Raw genomic sequence first — 14,948 nt, 5'->3', positions numbered from 1 at the left:
GGAATGGCGAGAAGACGCCCGTCGCGGTGCGGACGGGTCAGTAGCGGGGCCGGTTGAACCAGGCTCCGCCGCTGATCATCGCCGAGAGGATGGTGATGCCGAAGGCGAGCGAGATGACGCCGCCGAAGGCGCCCGCACCCGTTGCCATGGCGCCCCTGACGATGTTGACGACGCTGCCCAGGATCATCAGGGACGCGTAGACCATCGTCGTGATGCGGATGCCGCCGCGGCCGTTCCTCATCTTCACGCCCAGGAAGACCGACAGGCTGCCGAGCGCCAGCATCAGCAGCGCGACCAGGGCCACGACGCCGGCCGCCGTGTCGCCGCTGTCGTCCAGGGCGTCGGACGAGCTCGCGGCCCCGATGAGGATGCCGAAGATCACCGCGGCCAGGAACTGGAAGCCCGCGAGGACGAACAGCAGCACCCGGGCGGTCTGGACGATGCCCGGCATCTGCATCGGCGCGCCGTAGCCGTAGCCCTGGGGGACCGGCGGCGCCTGCGGGTAGTGGTAGCCGGGCTGGCCCTGGGGAGCGGTGGGGTAGCCGTAGCCGGGCTGCTGGGGCTGCTGGGGCTGCTGGGGCGGCTGGCCGGGCTGGGGCTGCTGGGGCGGGCCGTAGGGGTTGTTCGGGTCGCCGAAACTCATGGCGTCACTTCCTCCGTCGGTGAACGAGTGCGGGGGACGACGGGCGGCCCACTGAGGAGGAAGATCAGAGTGCGGTGCGTCCCCCCGGTACTGCCCGCGGCACTGTGGCCCCAATCGTTCTGCAATGGCCGGTTTCTTGTCCAGCCGCATTCGGGTCCCGGATTGGTACCGGGGGCCCGTCATCCGGGAGGATGGGGTCATGACCGCCCAGATTCTCGATGGCAAGGCCACCGCAGCCGAGATCAAGTCCGAGCTGACCGCCCGCGTGGCGGCGCTGAAGGAGAAGGGCGTGACGCCCGGGCTCGGCACGATCCTGGTCGGGGACGACCCCGGCAGCCAGAAGTACGTCGCCGGCAAGCACCGCGACTGCGCCGAGGTCGGCATCGCCTCCATCCAGCGCCAACTGCCCGCCACGGCCACGCAGGAGGAGATCGAGGCGGTCGTACGGGAGCTCAACGAGGACCCGGCCTGCACCGGTTACATCGTCCAGCTGCCGCTGCCCAGGGGCATCGACGAGAACCGGATCCTGGAGCTGATGGACCCGGCCAAGGACGCCGACGGACTGCACCCGATGAACCTCGGCCGGCTCGTCCTCAACGAGCCCGCCCCGCTGCCCTGCACGCCCAACGGCGTGCTGACCCTGCTGCGCCGGCACGGCGTGGAGATCAAGGGCGCCGAAGTGGTGGTCGTCGGCCGCGGGGTCACCATCGGCCGGCCGATGCCGCTGCTGCTCACCCGCCGCAGCGAGAACGCCACGGTGACCCAGTGCCACACCGGCACCCGGGACCTGGCCGCCCACCTCAAGCGCGCGGACATCATCGTCGCCGCCGCCGGTTCCGCCCATCTGATCCGCGCCGAGGACGTCAAGCCGGGCGCCGCCGTCCTCGACGTCGGTGTCTCGCGCAACGCCGAGGGCAGGATCGTGGGCGACGTCCACCCGGACGTCCGCGAGGTCGCCGGCTGGATCTCCCCGAACCCGGGCGGCGTCGGCCCGATGACCCGTGCGCAGCTGCTCGTCAACGTGGTCGAGGCGGCGGAGCGCAGTGCGGACTGAGGACACCTCCGGCAAGGCCGAGGACGACATCGAGGTACGGGACCCCGTCAGCGCGGTGGACGCCGACGGGGTGGCGCGCCGCCACACCCGCCGCTTCCCCCTGTTCACCAAGGACACCGCGCGCCCCGAGGGCGCCGGAAGGGCCGCGTCGGGTGACGCCCTGGCCGCCCGCCAGTGGCCCGTCATCGCGGTGTCGGGCCTGGTCGCGGTCGGTCTGCTGGTGACCGCGCTCGACCAGTTCCGGGCCGGCACGATACTGATCGGGGTCGCGCTGCTGGCCGGCGCGGTGCTGCGCTGGCTGCTGCCCGGCGTCGGCATGCTCGCCGTGCGCTCCCGCTTCACCGACATAGTGACCTACGCGGTGCTGGGCACCGTGATCGTCCTGCTGGCCATGATGGCCCAGCCGGACCCGTGGCTGCAGATACCGTTCCTGAAGGACACCCTGCACTTCACGGTCAGCAGCTGAGCGGCCGCGATCCGCGCGTACGGCGGCCCGTCCTCTCCCCCGAGAAGGACGGGCCGCCGTGCGCGTTCCACGCTGCCAAACGGTGAACCGCCTGTTCAACCGCTGTCCGGGCGCTGTGGCACGGAGGTGACCGTTCCGTGCCGCAGTCGCGCCCGCCCGCCCGGGAACCGGGTGGCCACCGGCTGTCGTCCCGTCCATCGGACCGACGAGGAGGTGGGCGGGATGGGCGCCTGGCAGCCGCTGCCGGACGGGCTGCCGCCGGAGGTACGGCACTTCGTGGAACGGCTGCGGCAGCTCAAGGACGGCACGGGCCTCAGCCTGGCGGCGCTCGGCGCCCGCACCGCGTACAGCAAGTCGTCCTGGCAGCGCTACCTCAACGCCGTCCAGCCGCCGCCCCGGCAGGCCGTCACCGCGCTGTGCCGGGTCGCGGGCCTGACCGACGCGGACACCGAACGGCACGTCGTGCGCCGGGAACTGGCCCTGGAGGTCTGGCCCCGCCCGGCCGCGGCGGATCCCGGGGACGGGTACGAGGACGACCCCACGGTCCCGTGGTGGGAACGCCTGGAGGAGCCCGCGCCGGCCCGCCCCGCCGGGCGGCTGCTCCTCTGCGCGGTCCTGCTGCTGCTCGCCCTGCTGCTCACCGCGGTCGGCGGAGCGGTCGCCTTCGGCTGACGGCCCGCTCCGGTGCCGCCCGGCCCTCCGCGCGCCCGGTCGTGCCGATACATGGACAGTTTTCGCCTGTGTCCCGAATCGTCTGGACATCGGCGCTAGCGTGACCCAGGGGGACTGGCGGAGTAAGGGGGGATCCATGCCTCGTCGGCGGAACCTGCCTGACGAACTCGACCCGACGGTGCGGGAGTTCGTCGAGCAGTTGCGGAAGGTGGTGGACCGCGCCGGGCTGGGCCTCGGGGCGGTCGCGGACCGTACGGGGTACGGCAGGGCGTCCTGGGAGCGGTATCTGGACGGGCGGCTGCTCGCCCCCAAGGGCGCGGTCGTCGCCCTCGCCGAGGTCACCGGCACCCCGCCCGCCCGGCTGACCGCGCTGTGGGGGCCGGCCCAACGCGCCTGGAGCAGTACGGAGCCGCCGCCGCGGGACCTGACCGTGGACGCCGGGGCCGGCGCCGGGACCGCGTCGCCCGGCCGGGCGCGGGCCCCGCAGGGGGAGTTCGGGCCGCCGCCTTCCCTGGAGCCGGGGAGGCGGGCCGGTGGCGGGCGGACGGCCCTGTTCCTCGCCGGCGTCCTCGGTGTGGTGATCGTCGTCGTGGGCGCGTTCCTGCTGACCGGCGGCGGGGAGCCGCGGCGGACCGCGGGCGCCTCCGGGACGCCCTCGCCGTCGGCCCGCGCCGGCGCCGCCCTGCCCTCCGGAGTGCTGTGCGAGGGATCCGGCTGCACCGGCAAGGACGCCGAGGAGATGGGGTGCGGCGGCGGCCTCGCGACCACGGCGAAGAGCGCGCCGGCCGGCCGGGTCCTGGTCGAGGTCCGCTACAGCCGGACGTGCGGCGCGGTGTGGGGCAGGATCACGCAGGCCCTGCCCGGGGACGTGGTCCGGGTGACCGTCGGCCCGCGCCGCGCGGAAGGGACCGTCACCACCTCCGCCGAGACGATCGCGTACACCCCGATGATCGCGGCGGGGAGCGCGGACCGGGCGACGGCGTGCGCGGTGCTGGCCTCGGGGGAGGAGGGCTGTACCCGCTAGTTCCACGGCACCGGCCCGGCCGGCGGAACCCGCGGCTCTTCCGTACGGGTAAAAATCCGCGTGCGCAGGAATACCCGCCTCCGTGCCGGGAACGCGAACCGTACCCCCACGGGAGTCCGGCACGACCCGGTACCCCCACCCGGCGGCCGCCCGGTTCCACCTCTCCCGGACCGGCGGCCGCCGTTCTCCGTGGTTCCCGCGCACGAGGTGACCACTCTGTGGGACGGGCCACACAGCCCCGGCCGTCCGGGATCCCGGATGCGCGATAGCCTGACCGCTGGTCGGATCTCTTGATGCCAAGAGATCGATCATTTGTACGTCCCACCCGGGGCAGGGACGCCCCACCGACAGCTGTCATACGGAGAACGCCATGACCCGCACTCCCGTGAACGTCACCGTCACCGGCGCGGCCGGCCAGATCGGTTACGCCCTGCTCTTCCGCATCGCCTCGGGCCAGCTGCTCGGCGCGGACGTGCCGGTCAGGCTGCGTCTCCTGGAGATCACCCCGGCGCTGAAGGCCGCCGAGGGCACCGCCATGGAGCTCGACGACTGCGCCTTCCCGCTCCTTCAGGGCATCGACATCACGGACGACCCGAACGTCGCCTTCGACGGCACCAACGTCGCCCTGCTCGTCGGCGCCCGCCCGCGCACCAAGGGCATGGAGCGCGGTGACCTCCTGGAGGCCAACGGCGGCATCTTCAAGCCGCAGGGCAAGGCCATCAACGACCACGCCGCGGACGACATCAAGGTCCTCGTGGTCGGCAACCCGGCCAACACCAACGCGCTGATCGCCCAGGCCGCCGCCCCGGACGTACCGGCGGAGCGCTTCACCGCCATGACCCGCCTGGACCACAACCGCGCGCTGACCCAGCTCGCGAAGAAGACGGGCTCCACGGTCGCCGACATCAAGCGCCTGACCATCTGGGGCAACCACTCCGCCACCCAGTACCCGGACATCTTCCACGCCACGGTCGGCGGCAAGAACGCCGCCGAGGTCGTGAACGACGAGAAGTGGCTGGCCGAGGACTTCATCCCGACCGTCGCCAAGCGCGGTGCCGCGATCATCGAGGCCCGTGGCGCGTCGTCGGCCGCCTCCGCCGCCAACGCCGCCATCGACCACGTGTACACGTGGGTCAACGGCACGGCCGACGGCAACTGGACCTCCATGGGCATCCCGTCGGACGGCTCCTACGGCGTCCCGGAGGGCCTGATCTCCTCCTTCCCGGTCACCACCAAGGACGGCAAGTACGAGATCGTCCAGGGCCTGGACATCAACGAGTTCTCCCGCGCCCGCATCGACGCGTCGGTGAAGGAGCTGGAGGAGGAGCGCGACGCGGTCCGCTCCCTCGGCCTCATCTGAGCCTCGTCCGCCCCTGAAAACACGGCCCACGGGCCCCCTTCCGGTACGTCCCGGAAGGGGGCCCGTGGCGTTTCCCGCCGGGGCTCGTCGCGGCCGGCCATCACCAGGACCGTCGCGGCCGGGACCACCACGCCGACGCGGCCGCGCCCGAGGTGCGTCGCGAACATCCGCGGGACGAGCGGACGGTGGGGGCATCCGGGCCGGACTCCCTTTGCCGGCAGGTGAGCTGACGCCCGGGCGGTTCGCGCGGTTGGGGCGCGAGACCGGTCACCCGATCGTGTCGCGACGCGGCACGCCGCACGCGCCTGGGGGCCGCCGCCGACGACGAGCCTCGTTCCATCCGTTCCATACGGATATGTCCGACTCCCTCGTGACGCACCGCACTTTCGGCCGCGATTGCGCATGCAACCGAAAGTCGGGGGCAGGCGATCGCGGTCCCCGAGAGCGACCCGCGGGTGACAGAGGGGGACGGAACAGGAACGGAAGGCAACCACCGACCATGGTCGACAGAACGCAGCAGCAGGCACCCGACACCGTGCACACGGGAGGCGAGTGGCGCGCCGCCCTCTCCGGCGCCACCCGTGAGATCCTCGACCCCGCCGACGGACTTCCCTTCGCGGTGGTCGCCGAGGGCGACGAGAAGGACGCCGACCTGGCGGTGGCCGCCGCCCGGCACGCCTTCGACCAGGGCGACTGGCCCCGCACCCCGGCCGCCGGACGCGCCGCGCTGCTGCGTCGCGTCGCCGATCTTCTCGTACGCGACCGCGAACGGCTCGGTCTGCTGGAGAGCCGGGACGCGGGCAAGACCCTCGAAGAGGGCCGCGTCGACATCGACTGTGTCGCCGACGCGTTCCGCTACTTCGCCGACCTGGTCGCGGCCGAGGCGCCCGGCCGGGTGGTCGACGCGGGCTCGGCCGACGTGCACAGCGTCGTCGTCCATGAACCCGTCGGCGTCTGCGCGCTGATCACCCCCTGGAACTACCCGCTCCTCCAGGCCAGTTGGAAGATCGCCCCGGCGCTCGCCGCGGGCAACACCTTCGTCGTCAAGCCGAGCGAGATCACGCCTCTCACGACCGTCGCGCTCGTCGAACTGCTCGTCGAGGCGGGCCTGCCGGCCGGGGTCGCCAACGTCGTCACCGGCCCCGGGCACACCGTCGGCGCCCGGCTCGCCGAACACCCCGACGTGGACCTCGTCTCCTTCACCGGCGGCCTGGTCAGCGGCACCAAGGTCGCCCAGGCCGCCGCACCCACCGTCAAGAAGGTCGCCCTCGAACTCGGCGGCAAGAACCCCAACGTGGTCTTCGCCGACGCCTGCGCCACCGCCGAGGGCTTCGACACCGCCGTCGACCAGGCGCTCAACGCGGCCTTCATCCACAGCGGCCAGGTCTGCTCGGCGGGCTCCCGGCTGATCGTCGAGGAGTCGGTCCGGGACCGCTTCGTCGCCGAACTCGCCCGCCGCGCCGCCCTGATCCGCCTCGGCCGCGGCACCGAGGAGGGCGTCGAGTGCGGCCCGCTCGTCTCCGAACAGCAGCGCGCCAAGGTCGAGGCGTACGTCGACTCGGCGCTCTCGGAGGGCGCGGTCCTGCGTTCCGGCGGCAGGCGCCCCGACCCGGGTGACACCCGCCCCGCCGGCGGCTACTTCTACGAGCCGACCGTCCTCGACCGCTGCCACCGCGAGATGCGGGTCGTCCGCGAAGAGGTCTTCGGACCCGTCCTCACCGTCGAGACCTTCCGCACCGAGGACGAGGCGGTCGCGCTCGCCAACGACACCGAGTACGGCCTCGCCGGCGCCGTCTGGACCGCCGACCCGGGCCGGGCGCGGCGCGTCGCGGCACGGCTGCGGCACGGCACCGTCTGGATCAACGACTTCCACCCCTACCTCCCGCAGGCGGAGTGGGGCGGCTTCGGCAAGAGCGGCGTGGGCCGCGAACTCGGGCCCGCCGGGCTCGCCGAGTACCGCGAGACCAAGCACGTCTACCACAACCTCGCGCCGAAGCCCGTCCGCTGGTTCGCCGGCTGACCCCGCCCCGCTCGCTCACGCCCCTCCAGGAGTACCTCCATGTCCCCGTATCCGAACGAGTACGACTATGTCGTCGTCGGAGGCGGAACCGCCGGTTCCGTCATCGCCTCCCGGCTCACCGAGAACCCCGACGTCACCGTCGCCGTCATCGAGGGCGGCCCCAGTGACGTCGGCCGCGACGACGTCCTGACCCTGCGCCGCTGGACGGGCCTGCTCGGCGGCGAACTCGACTACGACTACCCGACCACCGAGCAGCCACGCGGCAACTCCCACATCCGGCACAGCCGCGCCCGCGTCCTCGGCGGCTGTTCCTCCCACAACACCCTCATCGCGTTCAAGCCCCTCCCGTCCGACTGGGACGAGTGGGAGGAGGCCGGCGCCAAGGGCTGGGGCGCGGTGCCCATGGAGGCCTACTACGCCCGGCTGCTGAACAACATCGTCCCGGTCGACGAGAAGGACCGGAACGCCGTCGCCCGCGACTTCGTCGACGCGGCGCGGACGGCGCTCGGCGTGCCGCGCGTGGAGGGCTTCAACAGAAAGCCGTTCACCGAGGGCGTGGGCTTCTTCGACCTCGCCTACCACCCGGAGGACAACAAGCGGTCGAGCGCGTCCGTGGCGTATCTGCACCCCGTGATGGACGAGCGGCCCAACCTCAGCATCCTCCTGGAGACCTGGGCGTACCGGCTGGAGCTGGACGGCACGCGCGCCGAGGGCGTGCACGTCCGCGCGAAGGACGGCGAGGAGTTCCTGGTCCGGGCCCGCCGCGAGGTCGTGCTGTGCGCGGGCGCCGTGGACTCCCCCCGGCTCCTGCTGCACTCCGGCATCGGCCCCAGGGCCGACCTGGAGGCGCTCGGCATACCGGTCGCGCACGATCTGCCGGGCGTCGGCGAGAACCTCCTCGACCACCCCGAGTCGGTGATCGTCTGGGAGACGCACGGCCCGATCCCGGAGAACTCCGCGATGGACTCCGACGCCGGCCTGTTCGTCCGCCGCGACCCCGGACAGCCGGGCCCCGACCTGATGTTCCACTTCTACCAGGTCCCCTTCACCGACAACCCGGAGCGTCTCGGCTACGAACGGCCCGAGTCCGGTGTCTCGATGACCCCGAACATCCCCAAGCCGCGCAGCCGGGGCCGCCTGTACCTGACCAGCCCCGACCCGTCCGTCAAACCCGCCCTGGACTTCCGCTACTTCACCGACGAGGACGACTACGACGCCCGCACCCTCGTCGACGGGATCCGGCTCGCCCGGGAGATCGCCCGCACCGAGCCGCTGGCCGGCTGGCTCAAGCGCGAGGTGTGCCCCGGCCCGGAGATCACCGGCGACGAGGAGCTGAGCGAGTACGCCCGCAAGGTCGCGCACACCGTCTACCACCCGGCGGGCACCTGCCGCATGGGCGCCGTCGACGACCCGCTGGCCGTGGTGGACCCGGAGCTGCGCATCCGCGGCCTCGACGGCATCCGCGTCGCCGACGCGTCCGTCTTCCCGACCATGACCGCCGTGAACCCGATGATCGGGGTGCTCATGGTCGGGGAACGAGCCGTCGACCTGATCGGAGGCGGTGTGTGATGAGCACGGCCACGCAGACTCCGGTCTTCTCCGTGAACAACCTGTGGAAGGTCTTCGGCCCGAAGGCGGACCTCGTCCCCGCCGACCCCGGACTGGCCGCCCTGCCCCCGGCCGAACTCCGCTCCCGCACCGGCTGCACCGCCGCCGTCCGGGACGTCTCCTTCGACGTGCGCAAGGGCGAGGTCTTCGTCGTCATGGGCCTGTCCGGATCCGGCAAGTCCACCCTCGTGCGCTGTCTGACCCGGCTGATCGAGCCGACGGCCGGCACCATCGCCATCGACGGCGAGGACGTGGGCGCCATGGACCGGACCCGGCTGCGCGAACTGCGCCGCCACCGCGCCGCGATGGTCTTCCAGCACTTTGGCCTCCTTCCGCACCGCACGGTCCTCGACAACGTGGCGTACGGCCTGGAGATCCAGGGCGTGAGCCGTGCCGAACGCCGGGCACGGGCCCGGGAGACGGTCGCCAAGGTCGGTCTCGAGGGCATGGAACAGCGCAGGCCCGGCCAGCTGTCCGGCGGCCAGCAGCAGCGGGTCGGGCTCGCGCGGGCACTGGCGGTCGATCCGGAGGTGCTCCTCTTCGACGAGCCGTTCAGCGCCCTCGACCCGCTGATCCGGCGGGACATGCAGGAGGAGGTGATCCGGCTGCACCGCGAGGAGGGCCGCACGATGGTCTTCATCACCCACGACCTCGCCGAGGCCCTGAAACTCGGCGACCGCATCGCCCTGATGCGCGACGGCCGGGTCGTCCAGCTGGGCACCCCCGAGGAGATCGTCGGCTCCCCGGCCGACGACTACGTCCGCGAGTTCGTCCGCGACGTCCCGCGCGAACACGTCATGACGGTCCGCCGCGCCATGCGCCCCCCGGCGGCGGGCGAATCCGCGAGCGGCCCGGCGGTTTCCCCGGACGCGACGGTCTCCGAAGCCATCGAGGCGGTGGCCCGCGCGGGCACACCGGCCCGGGTGGTGGACGCCGGCCGGTGTGTGGGGGTCGTGGACCACGAACAGCTGCTCGGCGTGGTCGCGGGCACCGTGGCCGCGGGCGGCCGGCCCGCCGCGGCGGCGGCCCCGGTGGGCGCCGCGGCACCCCGCGAGGGTGTGCAGGCGACCCGACTCCCGAGCGCCGGCCCGGAGGTGGTCTGATGGCAACGGTCACCGCTCCCACCCCCCGGCTCACCCTCCCCGCGGCCCTGAAACACCAGGCGTTCCGCAAGCTCGCCCTGCTCGCCCTCGCCGCCGCCGTCCTCGTCCCCGTCGTCAACGCCCGCTGGTCCAGCGGAAGCTGGCCCGACTCGCTCACCGTGGACCTCACCCGGCCCCTCACCGGCGTCAGTGACTGGATCATCGACAACCGGGACAGCCACCCCCTGTTCCTCTACTTCTTCGGCTATCTCAGCAACGCGGTCGTGCTCTCCGTACGCGCCGTCTACCTCGTCCTGCTGGCCGCGGGCTGGGCCGGGGTCACCGCGGCGGCGGCCCTCGTCGCCTGGCGGACCGCCGGGCTCAGGCTCGCCCTGGGCACGGCGGCCGCCTTCCTCGCCTGCGGTCTGCTCGGCATGTGGGTGCCGACCATGCAGACGCTGGCCCTGATGGTGGTCGCCGTGCTCGCCTCGGTCGTCGTCGGCGCCCTCCTCGGCCTCGCCGCCGGTCTCTCCGACCGCCTGGACCGCGCCCTGCGCCCGGTCCTGGACACCATGCAGGTGCTGCCCGCCTTCGCCTATCTGCTGCCGGTCGTGCTGGTGTTCGGCATCGGCGTCCCCGCGGCCGTCCTGGCCACCGTCGTCTACGCCGCCCCGCCCATGGCCCGCCTCACCGCGCTGGGCCTGCGCGGCGCCGACCAGGGGGTCCTGGAGGCGGTCGAGTCGCTGGGCGCGACCGCCCGCCAGCGTCTGCTCACCGCCCGGCTCCCGCTGGCCCGGCGGGAACTCCTCCTCGGCCTCAACCAGACGATCATGATGGCGCTGTCGATGGCCGTCATCGCGTCCGTCATCGGCGCGGGCGGCCTCGGTGACCGCGTCTACCAGGCGCTGGCCTCGGTCGACGTGGGCGCGGCGCTCGCCGCCGGCATCCCGATCGTGCTGCTGGCCGTCGTCCTGGACCGGGTGACCGGCGCGGCCGGCGACGGCATGCCGCGGACCGGACGCGCGGCCTGGGCGTACGCGCTCGCCGCCACCGTCGCCGCGGCCGTGGCCGGACGGCTGGCCGACCGGCTCGACTGGCCGGACGCCTGGACGGTGAACATCGCCGAACCGGTCAACCGCGCCGTCGACTGGATGACCGCGCACCTCTACTCGGGCGTCCCGGTCGTCGGCGGCACCGCCGACTGGGCGGGCCACTTCACCACCTGGGTCCTGGACCCCGTCCGCGACGGTCTGCAGGGCCTGCCCTGGTGGGCGGTGCTGCTGCTGGTCGCGGCCGTCGCCTGGCCGATCGGCACCTGGCGCACCGCGCTCACCGCCGTCCTCGCCATGGCCGCGATCGGCGTGCTGGGTGTGTGGACGCCGGCCCTGGACACCCTCTCCCAGGTCCTCGCCGCCGTCGCCGTGACCCTCGTCCTGGGCTTCGCGACCGGCATCGCCGCCGCCCGCAGCGACCGCTTCGAGGCGCTGCTGCGCCCGGTCCTGGACGTCTTCCAGACCATGCCGCAGTTCGTGTACCTGATCCCGGTCGTCGCCCTGTTCGGCGTGGGCCGCGCGCCCGCCGTCGCGGCGGCCGTCGTCTACGCCCTGCCGGCCGTCGTCCGCATCACCGCGCAGGGTCTGCGCCAGGTGGACCCGGCCGCGCTGGAGTCCGCGCGCTCGCTCGGCGCCACCCCCGGCCAGCAGCTGCGCCAGGTCCAGCTCCCGCTCGCCCGGTCCGCGCTGCTGCTCGCCGTCAACCAGGGCGTGGTCCTCGTCCTCGCCGTCGTCATCATCGGCGGCCTGGTCGGCGGGGGCGCGCTCGGCTACGACGCCGTCTTCGGCCTCGCCCAGGGCGACCTGGCCACCGGTCTCGTCGCCGGGGCGGCCATCGTCTGCCTCGGCCTGATGCTCGACCGGGTGACCCAGCCGACGGAACGCCGCGCCAGGAAGGGAGCGTGACATGCGCGTTCGTACGATCCCGGCCCTCGGGGCCCTGGTGCTGCTGACCGGCTGCGGCGCCGCCGACATGACCAGACAGGCCTCGCCGTTCGCCAACGCCCAGGGAGCGCGGACCGTGACCCTGTCCGTCCAGTCCTGGGTCGGCGCGCAGGCCAATGTCGCCGTCGCCCAGTACCTCCTCGAACACAGGCTGGGCTACCGCGTCGACACCGTCCAGGTCGACGAGATCCCCGCCTGGGACGCGCTCAGCCAAGGCCGCGTCGACGCGATCCTGGAGGACTGGGGCCACCCCGACCAGGAGCAGCGGTACGTCGACGACAAGAAGACGATCGTGCGCGGCGGCGACCTCGGAGTCACCGGGCACATCGGCTGGTACGTCCCGACGTACTTCGCCAGGCAGCACCCCGACGTCACGAACTGGAAGAACCTCGACAAGTACGCCGACCGGTTCCGCACTGCCGAGAGCGGCGGCAAGGGCCAGCTGATGGACGGCTCCCCGTCCTACGTCACCAACGACAAGGCCCTGGTGGACAACCTGGACCTGGACTACCAGGTGGTCTTCGCCGGCTCGGAGGCCGCGCAGATCACCCAGATCCGGCAGTTCGCCAAGGAGAAGAAGCCCTTCCTGACCTACTGGTACTCGCCCCAGTGGCTGTTCAAGAAGGTGCCGATGACGGAGGTGAAGCTCCCCGCCTACAAGGAGGGCTGCGACGCCGACCCCGAGAAGGTGGCCTGCGCCTACCCGCACACCCCCCTGCAGAAGTACCTCAACGCGGACTTCTCGAAGAAGGGCGGCGAGGCGGCGGCCCTCCTGAAGAAGTTCAGGTGGACCACCGAGGACCAGAACGAGGTCTCGCTGATGATCGCCGACCAGAAGCTGACCCCCGAGGAGGCGGCGAAGAAGTGGGTGGACAGCCACCCCTCGACGTGGAAGAAGTGGCTGTCCTAGACACGCCTCACCCGTGCCGGCCCGGATGGTGGTGCCCCGGCGCCATCCGGGCGGTCACCCCGAAGCGGTTCCAGGCGTTGATCACCGTGATCGAGGCGATCAGACGGGCCAGTTCGGCCTCCTCGAAGTGCTCGGCCGCCTTCTCGTACACCGCGTCGGGCACGAAGCCCTCCGTCAGGACGGTCACCGCCTCGGTGAGCGCCAGCGCGGCGAGCTCCTGCCCGGTGTAGAAGTGCGCCGACTCCTCCCAGGCGCTGAGCTGGACGATCCGCTCGACGCTCTCACCCGCCGCCAGCGCGTCCTTGCTGTGCATGTCGACGCACAGGGCGCAGCGGTTGATCTGCGAGGCGCGGACCTTCACCAGCTCCAGCAGCCCGGGGTCGAGGCCCTGCCGGGCGGCCGCGTCGAGCCGCCGCATCGCCTGGTAGACGTCGGGGGCCAGCTCGGCCCAGCGCAGTCGGGGGGTGGGTTCGGGGGCGTGGCGGACCTGTTCGCCGGTCGTCTTCTCGGTGGTCATGCCCTCGACCCTAGGAGCGGGGCAGCCCACGGGTATGGTCCATCTTCATGGCGAAAACGTGGGCCACTCTGGGTGTCGACCTGCATCTCGAACCGGTCGGCCCGGGGCTGCGCCGGGGTCTGACCGACGCCCTGCGCGAGGCGGTCCGCGGCGGCCGTCTGGCGCCCGGCACCCGGCTGCCCTCCTCCCGTTCCCTCTCCGCCGACCTCGGCGTCGCCCGCAACACGGTCGCCGAGGCCTACGCCGACCTCGTCGCCGAGGGCTGGCTCACCGCGCGCCAGGGCTCGGGCACGAGGGTCGCGGAGCGGAGCGTGGTCCCGCCGGCCGGCGCGGCCCTCCGCCGGCCCGAACACCACCGCCCCGCCTACGACCTGCGCGGCGGCACCCCCGACCTGGCCGCCTTCCCGCGCACCGAGTGGCTCAGGGCCGCCCGCCGCGCCCTCACCGCCGCCCCGTACGACGCCCTCGGCTACGGCGACCCCCGCGGCCGCGTCGAACTGCGCACCGCGCTCGCCGGCTACCTGGCCCGGGCCCGCGGCGTCCGCGCCGACCCCGAACGCGTCCTGATCTGCGCCGGGTTCGCCCACGGCCTGTCCCTCCTCGGCCGGGTCCTGCGGGCGCGCGGCGCACGGACGGTCGCCGTGGAGTCGTACGGACTGGACGAGCACTGGGCGCTGCTGGGCCGGACCGGTATCGGCACCACCGTGCTGCCCTTCGACGAGCTCGGCACGGACCCCGGCGAGCCGGCCGGGGCGGGCGCGGTGCTGCTCACCCCCGCCCACCAGTTCCCGATGGGCGTGCCGCTGCACCACGACCGGCGGGCGGCCGTCGTGGAGTGGGCGCGGCGCACCGGGGGCCTGGTCCTGGAGGACGACTACGACGGCGAGTTCCGCTACGACCGCCGGCCCGTCGGCGCCCTCCAGGGACTGGACCCCGACCACGTCGTGTACCTGGGCACGGCCAGCAAGTCCCTGGCGCCCGGCCTGCGCCTGGCCTGGATGGTGCTGCCGCCGGGCCTGGTGGAGGAGGTGGCGTCGGCAAAGGGCGGGGTGGACACCTGCGGGGTCCTGGACCAGCTGACGCTCGCCGAGTTCATCGCCTCCGGCGCGTACGACCGTCATGTCCGCGCGGCGCGCGCCCGGTACCGCCGGCGCCGGGACGCGCTGGTCGCGGCGCTCGCCGAACGGGCGCCCGCGATCCGGGTCACCGGGATCGCGGCGGGCCTGCACGCCGTCCTGCCCCTCCCGCCCGGCACCGAGCGGGAGGTGGTGCGGGCGGCGGCCGCGCGTGGCCTCGCCCTGGACGGCCTCGCCCCCCCGCTTCCGCCGCCCCGACGCGATCGCCGAGCCCCTGGACGCCCTCGTCGTCGGGTACGGCACCCCGCCGGACCACGCGTGGTCGGGGGCGCTGGACGCGCTGTGCGCGGCACTGTCTCCCGGTGACCGCCGCCTCCGTCCGTGAGCGTGCCGCCGGGAGCGGGCCTCCCCACCCCCATGGCCCTCCCGATCACCGGCCCGTGCGCCACCGGCCGCCGAGCACCCGGCCGAGCGGGACCCCGGTATCGCGCCCGAGCCCGCCGATCTCTAGGCTGACGG

12 protein-coding genes and 1 pseudogene are annotated in these 14,948 nt (G+C 73.3%); 11 read left to right on the top strand and 2 right to left on the bottom strand.

Going from position 1 to position 14,948, the window contains the following annotated elements; genetic code table 11:
- Nucleotides 1-37: 37 nt before the first annotated feature.
- Nucleotides 38-643, bottom strand: a complete 606-nt coding sequence (locus ACFY30_RS02835) for a hypothetical protein (RefSeq protein WP_390843389.1) — start codon at nt 641-643, stop codon at nt 38-40.
- Nucleotides 644-842: 199 nt separating this feature from the next.
- Here ACFY30_RS02835 and ACFY30_RS02830 point away from each other — a divergent pair, with 199 nt between their 5' ends.
- From ACFY30_RS02830 to ACFY30_RS02785, 10 genes are all read left to right on the top strand, one after another.
- Entirely contained in the window at nt 843-1,697 is an 855-nt protein-coding gene (locus ACFY30_RS02830) for a bifunctional methylenetetrahydrofolate dehydrogenase/methenyltetrahydrofolate cyclohydrolase (protein ID WP_390843388.1), read from the top strand.
- Complete coding sequence (locus ACFY30_RS02825) at nt 1,687-2,163, top strand: DUF3017 domain-containing protein (RefSeq protein ID WP_390843387.1); 477 nt, start codon at nt 1,687-1,689, stop codon at nt 2,161-2,163. Before ACFY30_RS02830 ends, ACFY30_RS02825 begins: the two co-directional genes overlap by 11 nt.
- A 222-nt stretch (nt 2,164-2,385) precedes the next feature.
- A complete protein-coding gene (locus ACFY30_RS02820) occupies nt 2,386-2,835 on the top strand; it encodes a helix-turn-helix domain-containing protein (protein ID WP_390843386.1) in 450 nt (149 codons plus the stop codon).
- A gap of 136 nt (nt 2,836-2,971) precedes the next feature.
- On the top strand, nt 2,972-3,859 hold the full coding sequence (locus ACFY30_RS02815) for a helix-turn-helix domain-containing protein (protein WP_390843385.1): 888 nt from the start codon (nt 2,972-2,974) through the stop codon (nt 3,857-3,859).
- A 370-nt stretch (nt 3,860-4,229) separates the two neighbouring features.
- Nucleotides 4,230-5,219, top strand: coding sequence for a malate dehydrogenase (locus ACFY30_RS02810; RefSeq protein ID WP_390843384.1), 990 nt, complete (start codon nt 4,230-4,232; stop codon nt 5,217-5,219).
- A gap of 499 nt (nt 5,220-5,718) precedes the next feature.
- Nucleotides 5,719-7,239, top strand: a complete 1,521-nt coding sequence (locus ACFY30_RS02805; RefSeq protein ID WP_390843383.1) for an aldehyde dehydrogenase family protein — start codon at nt 5,719-5,721, stop codon at nt 7,237-7,239.
- Nucleotides 7,240-7,278: 39 nt separating this feature from the next.
- On the top strand, nt 7,279-8,808 hold the full coding sequence (locus tag ACFY30_RS02800) for a GMC family oxidoreductase (protein ID WP_390843381.1): 1,530 nt from the start codon (nt 7,279-7,281) through the stop codon (nt 8,806-8,808).
- Nucleotides 8,808-9,950, top strand: coding sequence for a glycine betaine/L-proline ABC transporter ATP-binding protein (locus tag ACFY30_RS02795; RefSeq protein ID WP_390843380.1), 1,143 nt, complete (start codon nt 8,808-8,810; stop codon nt 9,948-9,950). The genes ACFY30_RS02800 and ACFY30_RS02795 overlap by 1 nt, the downstream gene beginning before the upstream one ends.
- Nucleotides 9,950-11,887 (top strand): ABC transporter permease, encoded by a 1,938-nt coding sequence (locus ACFY30_RS02790; RefSeq protein ID WP_390843379.1) that lies wholly within the window; start codon nt 9,950-9,952, stop codon nt 11,885-11,887. The genes ACFY30_RS02795 and ACFY30_RS02790 overlap by 1 nt, the downstream gene beginning before the upstream one ends.
- Nucleotide 11,888: 1 nt before the next feature.
- The gene (locus ACFY30_RS02785; protein ID WP_390843378.1) at nt 11,889-12,836 is read left to right on the top strand and encodes an ABC transporter substrate-binding protein; all 948 of its coding nucleotides are present in this window, start codon (nt 11,889-11,891) and stop codon (nt 12,834-12,836) included.
- A 7-nt stretch (nt 12,837-12,843) separates the two neighbouring features.
- Here the strand turns inward: ACFY30_RS02785 and ACFY30_RS02780 are convergent, their stop codons facing one another.
- Entirely contained in the window at nt 12,844-13,353 is a 510-nt protein-coding gene (locus tag ACFY30_RS02780) for a carboxymuconolactone decarboxylase family protein (RefSeq protein ID WP_390843377.1), read from the bottom strand.
- 47 nt (nt 13,354-13,400) lie between these two features.
- Here ACFY30_RS02780 and ACFY30_RS02775 point away from each other — a divergent pair.
- Nucleotides 13,401-14,814, top strand: a pseudogene (locus ACFY30_RS02775) (PLP-dependent aminotransferase family protein).
- Nucleotides 14,815-14,948 lie beyond the last annotated feature (134 nt).

The sequence above is a fragment of the Streptomyces sp. NPDC000345 genome (genome assembly GCF_042898825.1).
GTDB lineage: Bacteria > Actinomycetota > Actinomycetes > Streptomycetales > Streptomycetaceae > Streptomyces.
Note: the sequence above shows the minus strand (reverse complement) of the source record. Positions and strands in the feature narration are given on the sequence as shown.

Coding starts and splice junctions, on each gene's coding strand:
- ACFY30_RS02835 (WP_390843389.1), bottom strand. CDS start 643: ATGAGTTTCGGCGACCCGAACAACCCCTACGGCCCGCCCCAGCAGCCC.
- ACFY30_RS02830 (WP_390843388.1), top strand. CDS start 843: ATGACCGCCCAGATTCTCGATGGCAAGGCCACCGCAGCCGAGATCAAG.
- ACFY30_RS02820 (WP_390843386.1), top strand. CDS start 2,386: ATGGGCGCCTGGCAGCCGCTGCCGGACGGGCTGCCGCCGGAGGTACGG.
- ACFY30_RS02815 (WP_390843385.1), top strand. CDS start 2,972: ATGCCTCGTCGGCGGAACCTGCCTGACGAACTCGACCCGACGGTGCGG.
- ACFY30_RS02810 (WP_390843384.1), top strand. CDS start 4,230: ATGACCCGCACTCCCGTGAACGTCACCGTCACCGGCGCGGCCGGCCAG.
- ACFY30_RS02805 (WP_390843383.1), top strand. CDS start 5,719: ATGGTCGACAGAACGCAGCAGCAGGCACCCGACACCGTGCACACGGGA.
- ACFY30_RS02800 (WP_390843381.1), top strand. CDS start 7,279: ATGTCCCCGTATCCGAACGAGTACGACTATGTCGTCGTCGGAGGCGGA.
- ACFY30_RS02795 (WP_390843380.1), top strand. CDS start 8,808: ATGAGCACGGCCACGCAGACTCCGGTCTTCTCCGTGAACAACCTGTGG.
- ACFY30_RS02790 (WP_390843379.1), top strand. CDS start 9,950: ATGGCAACGGTCACCGCTCCCACCCCCCGGCTCACCCTCCCCGCGGCC.
- ACFY30_RS02785 (WP_390843378.1), top strand. CDS start 11,889: ATGCGCGTTCGTACGATCCCGGCCCTCGGGGCCCTGGTGCTGCTGACC.
- ACFY30_RS02780 (WP_390843377.1), bottom strand. CDS start 13,353: ATGACCACCGAGAAGACGACCGGCGAACAGGTCCGCCACGCCCCCGAA.